Origin of the sequence: Microcoleus sp. T3_B1 (assembly GCF_036700445.1) — a bacterium.
In the GTDB taxonomy this organism is placed as follows: Bacteria; Cyanobacteriota; Cyanobacteriia; order Cyanobacteriales; family Microcoleaceae; genus Microcoleus.
Map to the genome: position 1 here is coordinate 1 of NZ_JAUBOX010000118.1, position 17,001 is coordinate 17,001.

Genomic DNA, 17,001 nt, shown 5'->3' on the forward strand with positions numbered 1-17,001 from the left:
CTACAAGCACTTATATTCTTGCCTTCAGCTTGGTTATCGCTTACAGCCCCACGCCAATCTGATTATTTGCTTTGATAGTGTAGAGGCAACTTATTTATATAGCGGTTGCGTACTACCAAGGTTTTTCACCTAAATCAGAGTGGCTAAATTCATTCTAAGCTGTCGCGCATTTAAATTGTATATTCAGGGCGGGCGTCCCGCCCAACCCCTACTCCCCACAAGACTTTAATTTTTTTTGACAGACAACTTAAATGCCGCAACAGCTTATATGATATAAATATCTCTGGCAAATGTAAGTGATTGTTAGCAAATGTCAGAAAAAGTCTTACTGTTAATCTACCTCATTTTAGAAATCTTGGGGTAACAAAGAACTTAAACGCTCCAACAAAGGATCGGAATCCCGAGGAGGAGCAACTTCAGCATCAGACACTACATTATCATCCGCCACAGATTCAGATTCAATCGGGCCAGGCTCTACTACTTTTGAAACTGGGGCAAAAGAAACTTGAGCAAACTTACTGTTAACACTCCCCTGCAATTGATCCAACTGCGCGCTGAGTTGATTCAGGTGATGTTCCAGTCCCTCCAAACGGCTTAATTCCTCTGCCGAAACATTGTGCTCAAACTCAGCAAATTTTACCACAAGTTCAGCAATACGCTGTTCCAACCGCTGAAAGCTCTGTGTAGAGCTAGCAGACTCAGATACAGACAAAAACTGCCACAAAGCTTGCTTGCAGAGATTGCTGAAAGTCTGATACTTCGTGAAAGCCAACTCTTTTTCAATAGCGGCCAGCAAAGTTTGATCCGCAGCATCTTCCGTAAACGCCACCGAGAAATTCGCCTTATTTTTTGCCCACAGTGCCATAGGGTTCAAGCCTTAATGCGTTACTTTATCGTGGCTAGCTGAGCCTCAGCATAAATAAACTGTCCCAAAGCATTAGCTTTCCGGGAAGGCTGAGCCAAGTGAGCCTTAAGATTGGCGTCTTTAAGCAAAGGTTGCAAAACCTCCCAGAAAAACTCGCCGCCACCGCCAGTCAGAACCACATCCGTCACACGTTCGGGCAGCCACTGCACCAAACGTTCGGACAGTTCGTTAGCGAAAGCCTCCCGCAAGTCCTTAATAATCGGATCCAAATTAGTCGGCTTAGTCGCTCCTCTGGGACGGTAAAAACGCTGGCCCTCGGGTTTATTCACCGCTTCCAGTAAAGACAGAGATTGAGGGTCAGCTCCCGGAATCTTTGAGGCAACTTGTTCGTAGAACTTGTTCATTGCGAAGGAATCGCTCTTTGAAGCCGCCCGGGCGAACCGGAAACGATCGACCATTAACAAATCGGTAGTTTGGTGTCCGATATCAACAACAGCCACCGACAGTTCGGGCAACTCCGGCGTAAACTCCTTGTTATCTTGAGCCTCGCACCAAATCAGGCTGCCGAACCCTTCCGGCATCACCCAAACGTGACTGATGTTAATATCCACACGCTCGCCCCGGTACACCACAACGTGGGGAGAGCGCAGTTGGCTGATAATCTCTTCCTTTTCCTTCTCAAACTGATCCTGCGAATAAAACGGCAAACCCAGCACAACTGCTATTTCGCCTTTCATCTGGAAATATCCAGCACAGGAAAAGACCTTAACCAAAGCATCTACTACTTTCGACTGGTCAGCGCCACCGAGATTAGCGCCAAAATCTGCCGCCAATTGACCGATCGCGTAGCCCTTGCCCTGGTACTCCAGCCACATATCCAACAGAGGGTCTGTTGCTTTGGACTCAAAGCTGCCACCCCGCACCTTTTCCACGGGCATAGTAGCCACGTTGGCAGGGATGAAAACAACGCTACTAGGGTTGCGACTCACGCAAGCTTTAGTTGCCGTCCGACCCAAATCAGCACTAATAATCGATTTGTTGTTAGAAGCGACTTTAGTCTGCTGGGTCAGCATAGCCGAATTAGGAACAAGCTGTCTAGTTGTCATTGAAATGTGTTACCTCACTGAGCCTCACCATTATCATGCCTTATCCCTTGACACTGCCACGCTTAAAGACAGTGGGTTTTGCGGCGATTCTTCTAACTCTACCTAGATCGGTATCGAAATCAGCACCAAACATTATATTCGGGACGATCGCCCTTAATAGATTTTAGATTTTAGATTTTAGATTTTAGATTTTAGATTTTAGAGGCGACAACAGGGGCCGCGGTCCGGGGGCTTGTACCCTGGATGGTTTCGGTCGAGGAGTATTCTCGATCGATCGCGGCAATACGGCCTGTTGCCTGAGAGTGCATTGTTAAGTTAAATTTAGTTAAGATTCTGAGTGTAAACTTTTGTCGCACTTCTCCGACACCGCGATCTTACCCGATCTGTCCCCAATTCAAGGCATCCGCATTTATGAAAATTTCTTGGCGAACTATACTACTTTGGACTTTACCCGCCTTAGTCATCGGCTTTTTCTTGTGGCAGGGGGCCTTTGCCCCATCTCCGGCAGAAATGAGCAAGAACACCGCCAGCACCCGCCTAAGCTACGGTCGATTCTTAGATTACTTAAACGCCGGTCGAGTGACCAGCGTTGACCTTTACGACGGAGGTCGGACGGCTATTGTCCTAGCAGTCGATCCCGAACTGGACAATCACGAGCAGCGGTGGCGGGTAGACTTGCCCTCAAATGCCCCGGAACTGGTTTCTAGGCTCAGAGACTCCAAAATCAGCTTCGACACTCACCCACTACGCAACGACGGCGCTGTCTGGGGACTTTTAGGCAATCTAGTATTTCCCCTCTTGTTAGTAGGAGGCCTGTTTTTCCTCTTCCGCCGCGGTGGCAACGTGCCAGGGGGCCCTGGCCAAGCCATGAACTTTGGCAAATCCAAAGCTCGCTTTCAAATGGAAGCTAAAACAGGCGTACTGTTCGACGACGTAGCAGGCGTTGAGGAAGCCAAAGAAGAACTACAAGAAGTAGTGACATTCCTCAAAAAACCCGAACGCTTCACCGCAGTCGGGGCAAAGATTCCCAAAGGCGTGCTGCTAGTGGGCCCTCCCGGAACCGGTAAAACCTTGCTGGCAAAAGCGATCGCAGGCGAAGCCGGCGTGCCTTTCTTCAGCATCTCCGGTTCGGAATTTGTGGAAATGTTCGTCGGTGTCGGCGCTTCCCGCGTTCGGGACTTGTTCAAGAAAGCTAAAGAAAATGCTCCTTGCATCATCTTTATTGATGAAATCGATGCAGTGGGTCGCCAGCGCGGCGCCGGTATCGGCGGCGGTAACGACGAACGCGAACAAACCCTGAACCAGTTGCTGACCGAAATGGACGGTTTTGAGGGCAATACTGGCATTATCATCATTGCTGCCACGAACCGCCCCGACGTGCTCGACTCAGCGCTGCTGCGTCCGGGACGTTTTGACCGCCAAGTTAGCGTAGATACGCCGGATATCAAAGGCCGCTTGGAAATTTTGGAAGTTCACGCGCGCAACAAGAAGCTGTCTGCGGAAATTTCTTTGGACGCCATCGCCCGCCGTACTCCTGGTTTTACCGGCGCTGATTTGGCTAACTTGCTCAACGAAGCTGCGATTTTAACCGCCCGCCGCCGCAAAGAAGCGATTACGATGCTCGAAGTTGACGATGCAGTCGATCGCGTGGTAGCAGGTATGGAAGGCACTCCCTTGGTGGACAGCAAGAGCAAGCGCTTGATTGCTTACCACGAAATCGGCCACGCGATCGTCGGTACAATCATTCAAGCCCACGATCCAGTTCAAAAAGTTACCTTAGTTCCTCGCGGACAGGCCCGCGGCTTGACTTGGTTCATGCCCAGCGAAGACCAAGGTTTGATTTCTCGATCGCAAATTTTAGCCCGCATTAGCGGTGCTTTGGGTGGCCGCGCAGCCGAAGAAGTAGTTTTCGGCGATGCCGAAGTAACCACCGGTGCCGGCAACGATTTGCAGCAAGTAAGCGGCATGGCGCGGCAAATGGTGACTCGCTATGGGATGTCTACCTTGGGCCCGATCGCCCTGGAAGCCCAGCAAAGCGAAATTTTCCTTGGCCGCGACTACACAGCGCGATCGGAATATTCCGAAGAAATAGCCTCTCGGATTGACGGACAAGTTCGATCGATTGTCGATCACTGCTACGACGACGCCCGCCGAATTATTCGCGAAAATCGCACCGTGATCGATCGCTTAGTCGATTTGTTGATCGAAAAAGAAACCATCGACGGCGAAGAGTTGCGCCTAATTGTCTCTGAATACACTTTTGTTCCTGAAAAAGAACAATACGTTCCTCAGCTTTAAAAAGAAGAGTGAATATTGAGGGCGAATAGAATTCGCTGCTACACAAACAAAGTCCGCCTGCGCGGACTGAAGAAATTCAACCCGCGCAGGCGGGTTTTGTCTGTGTAGCAGCGGTTTCAACCGCCCAGTCAAAAGAAACTTCTTCCTCCTGCTATATGATTAAGAGTTCATCGATTTGTTTGATAGTAATTTCAACATTAATTTTTGGCATTAATTTGAGCGCCCGCGCCGAAAAATTAAGATGTTTTGTAGATATTTGCATCGACTCCAGCAGCGTTGAATTAAGCAAATCCGATATTCCCGGTGCTCCCTCTTATCCAGTCAGAACTATTTTAGTAACTCAACAGTTTAGTAACGAGAAATTGTTGGCGCAAATGGAAGTTGACTGCAAGCAACGACAGTTGAGAACTGTCAGAGTTAGCCAAGATGGCGAAAATTGGTCGAATTTCGATCGGAGATGGACTTTAGTAGATCGCAACTCATCTTTGTCTGGGCTGGTTGACTATACTTGTCAATTGGCGATCGCAGAACCAGAGAATAAATAAGTATAGCCTTTCTCAGTAATATGAGGTGTACGCTTGATAAGCGGGCATAGGGCATAGGGCATAGGGCATAGGGCATACCTCACCAAGATTGAGAACTGCTGTAGACCCAGAAAAAAAACAGAGCACCTATATCTTCAACCCTTGCCTTGCGGGTGCAAGTCTGACAAGCAGCGCTTGAAACCGCTGAGTGTTAATATTACACTCAATCTAAAATCTAAAATCTAAAATCTAAAATCTAAAATCGGATGACCAACCCCACCGAATATCGGCAAAGACGCGAACAGTTAATGGCAAAAATTGGCAGCGGGACGGCGATATTTCGCAGCGCACCCGCAGCCGTCATGCACAACGATGTAGAATACGCCTACCGACAAGATAGCGATTTTTTCTACTTAACAGGTTTCAACGAAGCTGCGGCGGTAGCAGTGCTCGCGCCGCACCACGAAGAACACAAATTTGTCTTGTTTGTGCAGCCAAAAGACTTGGAAAAAGAAACTTGGCACGGTTATCGCGCCGGAGTAGAAGGCGCTAAAGAACTTTACGGCGCGGATGAAGCTTTTCCCATCGCCGAACTTGCGGAAAAACTGCCGAAATATTTAGAAAAGGCCGATCGCATATACTATCACTTCGGGCGCGATCGTACTTTCGACCAAACAGTCCTCAATCACTGGCAGCGCTTGATGGCAACCTACCCAAAACGCGGCACAGGCCCGACAGCGATCGAAGATTCCAACATCATTTTACACCCGATGCGGCTGGTGAAAAGCGAAACTGAATTAGCATTAATGCGAAAAGCCGCTAATATCTCAGTTGCAGCGCACAACCGCGCCCAAGAATTCGCTAAGCCGGGCAGATACGAATATGAAATTCAAGCTGAAATAGAACATACTTTTGGCTTAAATGGCTGCACTCCCGCTTACCCTTCAATTGTTGCATCCGGTTACAATTCCTGCGTCCTCCACTACATCGAAAACAACCGCCAAATGCAGGAAAACGATTTGTTGCTAATAGATGCTGGTTGTGCTTGCGGTTACTACAACGCCGATATTACTCGCACCTTTCCTGTTAGCGGCAAATTTACAACTGAACAACAGATAATTTATGACTTAGTTTTGCAAGCACAATTGCAGGCAATTAGTCAAGTATATCCGGGAAATCCTTACAGCAAAATTCACGAAACAGCAGTGCGCGTTTTGGTGGAAGGTTTAATGGATTTAAAACTTTTGGTGGGGGACATTGAAGAGATAATTAAAGAAGAGAAATACAAGCCATTTTATATGCACCGCACTGGTCATTGGCTGGGATTGGATGTGCACGATGTCGGCGTTTATCAGTACGGCGAAAATCCGCAAGTTTTGCAGGCAGGACAAGTGCTGACGGTGGAACCGGGGATTTATATTTCTCCTTATATTAAACCGGTTGAAGGACAGCCGGAGGTTCCTGAAAAATGGCGCGGTATTGGTGTGAGAATTGAAGATGATGTTTTGGTAACATTGGAAAGTCATGAAGTCTTGACGGCGGGAGTTCCTAAATAATTGTTGACTGTTGACTGTTGACTGTTGACTGTTTGAACAATACCGATGCAACCGGAAACGATTTATGTAGGGTGCGGATCTGTTCTATGGTTCAATGGAATTTGCTCCTTGACGGGTGGCGACGCACCTTAGTTACAACTTGATTGTGTGTACCGCATATAAATTGAATCTGCTGTAAGTTGGCAGTGCAGGCTTGAGCTTTGTTAGTATTAACTTGAAAAAGCTCAAGCCTTTACTGCTAAACCTAGAGCAATTATGTGTATTGATCCTACCAAGATCGATCGACCTCTGGAAACCTGCGAAGCATTGGTAGCAGAGCAAAAAGCAAAAATTCGGCAACTAGAAGAGGATTTGCAGCAGCAGAGAGAATTGTGCCAGAAATTAGAAGCACAACTCAAAGCAGTCGAGAATCCTGGCATTTCGGGCTCCGTAACTGAATCGGATATCACCGAGGACGATCGTATTCGGTTAATCACATCTCTGGAAAAAAGCCAGGAAATGTACCGAACTCTCATCAAACATTATCCGAATGGGTCGGTGTTTTTGTTCGATCGCGATTTGCGCTATACTCTGGTTGACGGCCAAGGTTTGGCAGTAGTTGGTTTGTCCAAAGAACAGTTGGAAGGCAAAACATTGTGGGAAGTATCCCCACCTGAAGATTGGCAACTTTTTGAGACTACATATCGCGCTGCTTTGGCAGGAAAAGAGAATACTTTTGAATATAAATACGGCGATCGCATTTATTCAACAACAATTGTTCCCGTCAAAAACGACCGGGAAGAAATTTTTGCAGGAATGGTCGTTACTCAAGATATTACCGAAAAAAAACAGGCAGAAATAGCGCTGGAAGAAATCAAAAATCAGCTACAAATTAAATATCAAAAGCGCACTGAGGACTTGAAAACAGCCAACGATCAATTGCAGGAAGAAGTTCTCTCTCGCTGGCGCGCCGAAAAAGCTCTGCGGAAAAGCCAGGAACAGCTAGAATTGTTTTTCTCTCAATCTTTAGATGGTTTTTTCTTTATGATGCTGGACGAACCCGTCCACTGGGACGATACAGTTGACAAAGAAAAAGTTTTGGATTACATATTTGCTAACGGGCGGGTAACGAAGGCAAATGATGCTTTGATAGCTCAATACGGAGGTACTAGGGAAGAGTTTATTGGCCGGACGCTTTACTCTTTCTTGTCGCACGACTTGACTGGTAGCAGAGAGATAATCAAGCAATTTTTTGATGCTGGCAGAATTCACATCGAAAATGAGAATCGCACGTTTGACGGAGTTCCAGTTTGGATAGAAGGCGACTATATTTGCATTTACGATTCCCACGGCAGAATCATCGGGTATTTTGGCGTACAGCGCGATATTAGCGATCGCAAAAAAGCAGAAGCAACCCTCAGAGATAGCGAAGAACGCTTTCGGGCAACCGTCGAACAAGCGGCAGTCGGTATTACCCACCCTGACGCAACAGGCCGCTATTTGCGAGTCAATCAAAAATTCTGCGATATAGTGGGATATACTGCGAGCGAACTGCTGTCGCGAACTTGGATGGACGTTACTTACCCAGAAGATATAGATGCAGATTTAGAACAAAACAAGCAATTATTTGCCGGCCAAATTGACAGTTTTAAAATGGAAAAACGCTTACTGCACAAAGACGGCACTGTAGTTTGGGTAAATATTACAGTATCGCTCATCCAAGAACCGCTGAGCGGGGCAGTTTACAATCTAGTAGTGACAGAAGATATTAGCGATCGCAAAAAAACCGAAGCAGCGCTGAAAGAAAGCGAAGAAAGGTTCCGAGAGCTAGCAGAAAACATTGAAAGCGTGTTTTGGATGGTAAACGTTCAACCCCAGGAAATTATTTATATCAGTCCGGCTTACGAAAAGATTTGGGGCCGAAGCTGCGCTGATTTGTATGCTAACAGGCGCTTTTTTGCAGATTCCCTCCATCCAGAAGATCGCGAGCGCGTTATTGCTAATTTAACTAGACAAATTGAGTCTGAAGACGAGATAGAATATCGAATTGTCAGGCTGGACGGCAAAATACGCTGGATTCGCGATCGGGCTTTTCCCATTAGAAATCAATCTGGTAAAGTTTACCGCATCGTGGGCATTGCGGTAGATATTACCGCAGGCAAACAGGCAGAAAAAACCATCCGCGAAAGTGAAGAACGCTTCCGCCAGTTAGCAGAAAATATCCAAGATTCCTTCTGGCTAATGTCTGCGGACTTCACCGATTTATTGTATCTGAGTCCAACTTACGAACAAATCTGGGGGCGCAGTCGCGAAGAATTGTATGCTGATCCATTAAAAATGATGGAGTGGGTGCATCCAGAAGATAAACTCCTGTTGGAAGAGGCAATGGGGCGAGTTTTGCAGGGCGAGTCCACCAATACCGAATATCGGATTTTTCTGCCAGACGGCACAATTCGCTGGGTGTGCGATCGAGCTTTTCCCATTTACGACGAATCGGGCAAAATTTACCGCATCGCGGGTATTGCCGAAGATATCAGCGATCGCAAATGTACCGAGGCCCGCATCCAAGCAGCACTCCGCGAAAAAGAAGTATTGCTCAAAGAAATTCACCACAGAGTCAAAAATAATATGCAGGTAATTTCCAGCTTGCTGCAACTTCAAGCTCAATATATTGAAGACGAACCGACGCTAGCTTTATTTGAAGAAAGCCAGACCCGTATCCATTCAATGGCTCTGATTCACGAGCAACTTTATCAATCCGAACATCTCGATCGCATCGCCCTTCCCCCCTACGTCGAAAACTTGGTTGCTAATTTGTATCAATCTTTTGGTTGCGGCAACACTGCCATCCAATTCAATCTCAACCTTGACCCAATTTATTTAAACATAGAAACAGCCATTCCTTGCGGTTTAATTATAAACGAAGTAGTTTCTAATTCCCTAAAATATGCTTTTAGCAAAAGTGCGAAAGGTGAAATTAACATAGAATTTAAGGAATTAAGTTTTCAGGAACTCCAATTAATTATTCAAGATAATGGTAGCGGATTCCCGGCGGGTTTCGACGTAGAAAATCCTGAAACATTAGGATTGCGATTAGTGAGAATGTTGTCTTGCCAATTAGATGCGAGTATTGCCATTGACAGTCAGTGTGGAACCTGCTACACTTTAATTTTTAAAGAGTTAAATTATCGGCGACGCATTTAAGGAAAAATGAACCCTATAAAAATTTTGGTTGTCGAAGACGAAGTTATTGTAGCGCAAGACATAGCAGGCCGATTAAAAAAACTGGGATATGCAGTAACCGCTACAGTTTCTTCAGGAGAAGAAGCAATTCAAAAAGCTCTAGAAACCCCGCCCGATTTAGTGTTGATGGACATCGTGCTTAAAGGTGAGATAGACGGGGTAACAGCAGCCGAAAAAATCAGAACTAATATGAATGTACCGACAGTATTTTTAACAGCTTATGCCGACGATAAAACGCTGCAAAGAGCGAAACTTACAGATCCATTCGGTTACATTATAAAACCATTTCAACAAAATGATTTACGGGTGGCGATCGAGATTGCCCTGCACAGACACGAAATCGAAACCAAGATGCGAGAATCTCTCAAAGCCGCGGAAGCAGCCACAGAGTCGGTGGAAGAAAAATCGCACCGCCAAAACCAGTATATTTCAATGGCCGCTCACGAATTGCGGAACCCGCTCAACGCGATTTTAATCTCTGCGGAACTTCTAGAGCTCGATCGAACTCGCAGCCGTGACGAATCCCAAGTTAGAACCCTGCGCCTGGTGCACTCAGCTACCCAAAAGATGAACCAGCTAATCGATGATATGCTGTTTATGGGGAGAGCAGAAGCAGGTCAACTCAAATGCAATCCATTACCGATAAATTTAGTCGAATTTTGTCAAGACTTGCTCGATCAATTGCAGTTAGGAAATGAAGCCAAGCACAAACTAACATTAATCCCATCAGATGTTACCAGTGCAATATTAGATCAACAATTGCTGCACGGCATTATTTCTAACTTAATCGTCAACGCCATGAAATATTCTCCAAACGGCGGGCAAGTCACCTTGGAATTGGAATACCGTCAAGCAGGCGAGGGAGACAAAGAAGCTATTTTCTGCTTATCTCCTCAGTGTTTGTTTGGCAATTCCCTATTTACAAATATTAACTCTCCCTTACTAATTATGCGTATCCGAGACGAAGGTATCGGCATCCCAGAAACCGAAGTAGGGAAAATATTTGAAATGTTCTACCGCTGCAAGAATACGGGAAAGATTAAAGGTAACGGTTTGGGATTAACCATTGTTAAAAAAGCTGTCGAATTGCAAGGAGGCGCGATCGCCTGCGAAAGCAAAATGGGCGTGGGTACAACCTTCACAGTCGCGCTTCCTTACGTAGCACTTTCCTGTTCGACTCAACGGCAAAAAACTTAAATGCCCCTACAAAAACTAATCAAAGTGTTGCAAAATCCAGTCCACCGCCACCGCTAAATTTGCTGCAATAAAATCCGGTTTAGTATGGTGCTGATACTCCCCACTCAACACGCTTTCCCCGTAACCAGTCTGCACCAAAATACCAGTACAGCCGGCATTGTGAGCCATATCAACATCAGTCGCTTTATCCCCCACCATAAAACTATTTCGCAAATCCAAATCGTATTCCCAAGCCGCCGCTACTAACATTCCTGTATTTGGTTTTCGCCAAGTCGAATACCGCGTAAATTCTGGGTTTTTTCCGCCTTCGGCTGCGCTTAAATAAGGACAGTAATAAAGAGCATCTAACTTTGCTCCGGCTTCATTTTCTAATAAGTGACACAGGCGTTTGTGCAAAGCTTCTATGTGGCTAATCGGATTATAATCCCTCGCTGGGCCCGATTGATTGGAAACCAAACAGCAAAATATTTGTTGGTCATTTAAGCGGCGTACAGCTTGGGCTATTCCGGGGATTAAATTCAAATCTTCTACTTTGTGGATGTAGCCGACTTCGATATTGAGAACGCCATCGCGATCGAGAAATACTGCTCGTTTCATTGTTGTATTGTTTTTGATATAATATAAAACTCGGTGGCATCGGAATTGATATTACTTAAACTTTTCCTCCGCTAGTCCTCCCGCCTACCCGCTAGTCCGCCAGGGAATGAATTCCCTGTCTAATAGCTAAAGTCCTCTAAAAGAGGACTGAATCATTCATTAGTCCTCTGAAGCGAGGACTTTCGCTTTGAGGCCGGGGTTTCAACCCCTGTCGGACTATCGGTTTAACGTGTTTGTTGACTCCAATGGACACGGCGCCGTGTCCTCATCATGATTCTAAAATAGATTGTTTGCCTAGCCATTCGCGGAAACTATTATGATACAAACTATAGCAAATTTCTCCTTCGATTTCTTGTTTATTTAAGAACTCTATCCAATTGTCTAATGTTTTTTCAACATCGTATTCATCCTGATCAATTATATTGGCGATCGCACTTACAGACAAACCTGTTGGGGATTTTACCAAAACATTCAGCACAGACAAGTCGATCGCCGATAAGCCCTCACCTCCCATCCGCAGCCAGTGGTTTTGATAATAGGCTGCTAAACCGGGAGGAAGTTCAGAGAGAAGTGAGGACTCTCCCAGATTAGCATCGGGGCGTGAATTCTCGGCGATCGCCCTTAACATTTGACTCAGATACATGAAATTGTTTTCGCTGACAGTGGCGAGTTGTTGGCAGAATTCGGGTTGAGTTAAATCCGGTGCGGTTGATAGGTATTGCTGAATGTAGTTAAGGACATCTTCCCGATTTTGGGCGGGATAATCTCTTAAATCGAGAGTTTGAGAGGGGGTTTCAATTAACAAACCGGATTTCTCTCTCAAAAACGGGCGGCGGGCGAGGATAAAATAAGTACGATCGCCCAAATATCTCGGCAGATAAAACAGATTTGTGCTGGGAGGCTGACTCGTGCGGGCGATCGCGTCTACAGAATCAATTACAATTATCAACCGTTGGCGATGACGTGCCGTCTCGCAAGCTACGTTTAATTTATCGCTAATTTGCTGAAGCAACAAAGACAGAAACCAACTCCCATCATGGGATTCGAGATTTTGAAGTTGAGATTTTAGCTTGAGGATTTCGGATGTTTCCCCATTGGCGGCAAGGTATTTGTCAATCAGTTGAGTGCAGACTGAAGCGAGAAAATCTTCAGCTCGATTTTTGCCCTCAACTGCAGCGTTGTAATAGATACTGCGAGGATGGGCGGTGACATATTGAGCGAGGATGGAACTTTTGCCGCAGCCGGGAGTGCCGACAATTGTGAAATAACCGTGGCTGTGGGAGTCCAGAAAGTCGGAAATGGCAGAAAAAACAAACTTGCGCCCTGTAAAATTCTCGGTTTTTTCTCGCAGGAGTTGCTGAAATTCTTTTGGGTAAGCGGCGGTAGAGATCGGAGTTGGCAGAGGTGAGGAATTCATGTTAGTTCCTCCATCCCTTCTAGCCGCAGGAAATATACTCGGCCGGATTGGTCGCCTGCCACAATTGTTACTCCATCGGGTGCAATGGCGCAACAGGCGATCGGATTTTCAAGCGTGAAACTAGCAATGAGATTTCCAGTCGATAAATCCCATAGTTTGATGGTGTTGTCATCTGAACCAGAAATCGCTCGCTTGCCATCAGTAGTGACGGCTACTACATTTACCGATTTGCTGTGATCGGTAAGAGTAAACAGTTCCTTTCGAGTCGTTAAATCCCAGATTTTAAGGGTGTTGTCTCTCGAAGCAGAAATTGCGTGCTTGCCATCAGCAGTGACAGCTACTGCATTTACACGGTCACTGTGACCAGCAAGAATAAACAGTTTCTCTCCTGCTTTTAAATCCCAGACTTTGATGTGGTACGAACCAGAAATCGCCAACTTTCCATCAGCAGTGACAGCTACTGATGTTACCAAGGAACCCTCATCAGCAAGAATCAACAGGTTATCTCCAGTTTTTAAATCCCAGACTCTGATACCCTTGAAACAATGAGAAAGCACCCGCTTGCCATCAGCAGTGAATGCTAGTACATTATCCAAGAATCCGCTATCTTTGCGAGTAAACAGTTCCTTTCTAGTTGTTAAATCCCATACTTTAATGGTGCTGTTTATATCAGAAATATCCAGCTTTTCACCAACAAAGAGGTTGCCCAACGAACCAGAAATCGCCCGCTTGCCATCAGCAGTGACGGCTACTGCTGTTACCGGGTATCTGTGACCCGTAAGAGTAAACTGTTCCTTTCCAGTGGTTAAATCCCACACTTTGAGGGTGTTGTCTCTCGAACCAGAAACCGCCCGCTTGCCATCAGCAGTAACGGCTACTGCTGTTACCGAGTAGGTGTGATCCGTAAGAGTAAATTGTTCCTCTCCTGTTGTTAAATCCCATACCTTGAGGGTTTTGTCATCAGAACCAGAAATCGCCCGCTTGCCATCAGTAGTGACGGCTATTGATTTTACCGATTGCCTGTGACCAGTAAGAGTAAACAGTTCCTTTCGAGTTGTTAAATCCCAGACTTTGAGGGTGTTGTCTCTCGAACCAGAAATCGCCCACTTGCCATCAGCAGTAACGGCTACTGCTGTTACCGATTTGCTGTGACCAGTAAGAGTAAACAGTTCCTTTCCAGTGGTTAAATCCCAGACGTTGAGGGTTTTGTCTCTCGAAGCAGAAATCGCCCACTTACCATCAGCAGTGACTGCTACTGCATTTATCCAGTCACTGTGACCAGTAAGAGAAAGCAGTTCCTCTCCAGTTGTTAAATCCCAAACTTTGAGGGTTTTGTCTCTCGAACCAGAAACCACCTGCTTACCATCCGCAGTAACGGCTATTGCATTTATCAATTTGCTGTGACCAGTAAGAGTAAAAAATCCTTCTCCTGTTTGTAAATCCCAGACTTTGAGAGTTTTATCATCTGAACCAGAAATCGCTCGCTTGCCATCAGCAGTGACGGCTACTGCATTTACCGATTTGCTGTGCCCAGTAAGAGTAAACTGTTCCTTTCCAGTTGTTAAATCCCAGACTTTAATAGTGTTGTCTCTCGAACCAGAAATCGCCCGCTTAGCATCAGTAATGACGGCTACTGCATTTACCAATTTTCTGTGACCAGTAAGAGTAACCAGTTCCTCTCCAGTTGTTAAATCCCAGATTTTAATGGTGTTGTCTCTGGAACCAGAAATCGCCTGCTTGCCATCACCAGTGACGGCTACTGCATTTACCCAGTGTCTGTGACCTTTGAGGGTGCGGATTACTTCCCTGCTAGGGGGAGTTAAACAAGGTGTCAAAGGACGCAACCACGGTGCTATTTTCTGTTGCTTTACTTTCTCCAGTATTGTATAAACTTGTGGTATTTTTAAGTGTACCAATCGCCCCCACAATTGCTCTGCTAGTTGCGTTTTGTCTCGCTCTAAAATATCCGATGATCTCCACAATACCGAGCGAATCAAGTTCAGAGCTTTTGCTTTTTCTGGGTTGTACTCTGGGTTACTTAATGCTTCTGAATCGTCAACTAAATGGAAATCATCAATCAGTGCCTGCACTCCAAACTCAGGATGTTGAATCTTTGCCATCAGGAAGTTAAAATCGGTTAGTGTTTGATAATACTTTTCTAAATTCCCTGAATTGACATAAATTAGCAGTAAGCTGCCCAGATAAGCACGTTGATAGAAAAGTGGTTTGGCCTCGAACTTGTTAGCAAATTCTCCCATCTCACGCCATCCCTTTTTCTAAATTCTCAGCAATCCGTTGATATACTTCCTGAAAAATTTTACGCTTTGAATCCATCTCTCGTTGGGCTTTCAGAAAGTCAAGGAAACTCGCATGATAGATGCTGTAGCAGATTTTTCCGTCTACATTCTGCTTTTTCAAATACTCAACCCACTCATCTTCTAAAACCTGTGCCACATCGCATTCATCCACCTCGGCAATTCCAGCCATCATCTCGCAGGGAATCGGCGTGGCAATCTCAAGTAAAATATACAAGACAATCTCCATCAATTGCCCTGGCTTAGCTTCCATCCCCATCCGTACCCAATGGTTTTGATAATACTCTTGCAGCCCGTCAGGCAATTGCTTTAAGCTCAAGTCATTATAATCGCCCTTAGCAATTGCGGGCAAAACATACCGCAAATACATAAAATTGTTTTCGCTTTTGTCTGCCACTTGCTCGACAAAAGTTGTCTCGGTAATGCTACGAATTTGAATCCACTTTCTCAGTTCATCTTTATACTGAGAATCGGTAGAGAGCAGATACCGAATATACTCTTTGATATCATCATGATTGAAATTAACATACTCGCTGTCTCTTAAATCTAACTCTTTTACCGGAACTCCCGGAGATACAGAAAGCCTCTTTTGACCGAGGTTATGCGGTCGCCTCGTCAGCAAGAAATAAACCCCATCTGGCAGAGTAGTCGGTAAATGTAAAAGATTTTCTCCCGCTTCTTGTGCGACTTCATCCAGTGCATCAATCGCAATTACCAAACGTTCGCCCAAAGTGAGTTTTCCCGCCACCTTTGCCAGTAAAGTGGGTAAATCGGCATTTTCTGAATTTGGCAATTGATAGCGGTCAATTAATTGCTGGCGAATGCTCTTCAAAAACAATTCTGGTCTGTTGCGGCCTTCGACGAGAATATTGAAATAGCAGGGAGATTGATGTTCCGAGACGTATTTGGCAACAATGGAACTTTTGCCCATTCCCGCATCCCCGATGATTGTAAAATAACCGTGAGGATTTGCGGTGATAAATTGCTGAAAATTATCAAAAACAAATCGGCGGCCGCAAAAGGTTTTAATTTTTTCTGTTATAAGTGATTCAAACTCTGGCGGCAGCGAATTGTCGGCATTCCAATCTTTTGGGTCAACTATGTCTGTTGGTTCTAGGCCTAATTTTTCAGCTATCTTGGTAACTTGCCATCTTTCTACGCCATTGGGGCAGTCTTTTGTACCGAGTAAGCGCTTAATCGTGTCGGTGGAAACTTTGGCGAGTTGGGCAAGTTTTTCTTGAGTAAAACCTTTTTCTTTAATTTGTTCTCGGAGATACTCTTTTCCCTTTGCACTCGATTGAACTTTATCGGAGTCGCGCATAGTAATTTGTTAGCTATTGTTATTGGTTTTTCAGTTAATTCGATAATCCTACAGTCCGACAGGGAATGAATTCCCTGTCTCATAGCTAAAGTCCTCTTAAGAGGACTGGAAATTAGTATTTTAGTCGGTTTTAACCGACTTCTGCTATTAGCCAGGGAATTCATTCCCTGGCGGGTTTCGGGAGAGTCCGACAGTCCGACAGGGAATGAATTCCCTGTCTCATAGCGAAAGTCCTCTTAAGAGGACTGAAAATTAGTATTTTAGTCGGTTTTAACCGACTTCTGCTATTAGCCAGGGAATTCATTTCCTGGCGGGTTTCAGGGGAATGAAACAGCATGGGGGCTAGCGGGAGCGAGATTTCATGATTATTCATCCGTAACTCCGATCGCACTCACATTCTATATTTAAATACTTCTGTCTGTCTAGGGCAAATAGGTTGTAATCTCCTGCCCTATCTGCCCCAAAAATGAGGGCAGATCACAAATTAAAACTCGCCCTACCTGCCCTAAGCTGTTGTACCTTTAAATAGGGTATAATAAAAAAGGAGTTTAGTCAATCTCTACAAAAATGCCAGCTAAAAACC

At 45.4% G+C, this 17,001-nt stretch carries 11 protein-coding genes; 5 read left to right on the plus strand and 6 right to left on the minus strand.

Annotated features, from left to right (window positions below):
- Positions 1–346 precede the first annotated feature (346 nt).
- A complete protein-coding gene (locus QT990_RS33195) occupies positions 347–865 on the minus strand; it encodes a hypothetical protein (protein WP_333102109.1) in 519 nt (172 codons plus the stop codon).
- A gap of 20 nt (positions 866–885) precedes the next feature.
- Entirely contained in the window at positions 886–1,971 is a 1,086-nt protein-coding gene (locus QT990_RS33200; protein WP_333142223.1) for a ParM/StbA family protein, read from the minus strand.
- 411 nt (positions 1,972–2,382) lie between these two features.
- On the opposite strand from QT990_RS33200, the gene ftsH2 reads away from it, so the two are divergent.
- From ftsH2 to QT990_RS33225, 5 genes are all read left to right on the plus strand, one after another.
- Positions 2,383–4,269, plus strand: coding sequence for an ATP-dependent zinc metalloprotease FtsH2 (gene ftsH2 / locus QT990_RS33205; RefSeq protein WP_006633417.1), 1,887 nt, complete (start codon positions 2,383–2,385; stop codon positions 4,267–4,269).
- 179 nt (positions 4,270–4,448) lie between these two features.
- Positions 4,449–4,814 (plus strand): hypothetical protein, encoded by a 366-nt coding sequence (locus tag QT990_RS33210; protein WP_333142222.1) that lies wholly within the window; start codon positions 4,449–4,451, stop codon positions 4,812–4,814.
- Between the two features lie 245 nt (positions 4,815–5,059).
- Positions 5,060–6,349: an aminopeptidase P N-terminal domain-containing protein gene (locus tag QT990_RS33215; protein WP_333142221.1), complete on the plus strand. Its 1,290-nt coding sequence runs from the start codon at positions 5,060–5,062 to the stop codon at positions 6,347–6,349.
- Between the two features lie 255 nt (positions 6,350–6,604).
- Positions 6,605–9,532 (plus strand): PAS domain S-box protein, encoded by a 2,928-nt coding sequence (locus tag QT990_RS33220; protein WP_333142220.1) that lies wholly within the window; start codon positions 6,605–6,607, stop codon positions 9,530–9,532.
- A 6-nt stretch (positions 9,533–9,538) separates the two neighbouring features.
- Positions 9,539–10,768, plus strand: a complete 1,230-nt coding sequence (locus QT990_RS33225) for an ATP-binding protein (RefSeq protein ID WP_333142219.1) — start codon at positions 9,539–9,541, stop codon at positions 10,766–10,768.
- Positions 10,769–10,783: 15 nt separating this feature from the next.
- On the opposite strand, the gene QT990_RS33230 is transcribed toward QT990_RS33225, so the two are convergent.
- The 4 genes from QT990_RS33230 to QT990_RS33245 form a co-directional block, all read right to left on the minus strand.
- The gene (locus tag QT990_RS33230; RefSeq protein WP_333142218.1) at positions 10,784–11,365 is read right to left on the minus strand and encodes an HAD family hydrolase; all 582 of its coding nucleotides are present in this window, start codon (positions 11,363–11,365) and stop codon (positions 10,784–10,786) included.
- A 268-nt stretch (positions 11,366–11,633) separates the two neighbouring features.
- Positions 11,634–12,782 (minus strand): ATP-binding protein, encoded by a 1,149-nt coding sequence (locus tag QT990_RS33235; protein ID WP_333142217.1) that lies wholly within the window; start codon positions 12,780–12,782, stop codon positions 11,634–11,636.
- A complete protein-coding gene (locus QT990_RS33240; protein WP_333142216.1) occupies positions 12,779–15,040 on the minus strand; it encodes a WD40 repeat domain-containing protein in 2,262 nt (753 codons plus the stop codon). The genes QT990_RS33235 and QT990_RS33240 overlap by 4 nt, the downstream gene beginning before the upstream one ends.
- A 1-nt stretch (position 15,041) precedes the next feature.
- Complete coding sequence (locus QT990_RS33245; protein ID WP_333142215.1) at positions 15,042–16,418, minus strand: AAA family ATPase; 1,377 nt, start codon at positions 16,416–16,418, stop codon at positions 15,042–15,044.
- Between the last annotated feature and the right edge of the window lie 583 nt (positions 16,419–17,001).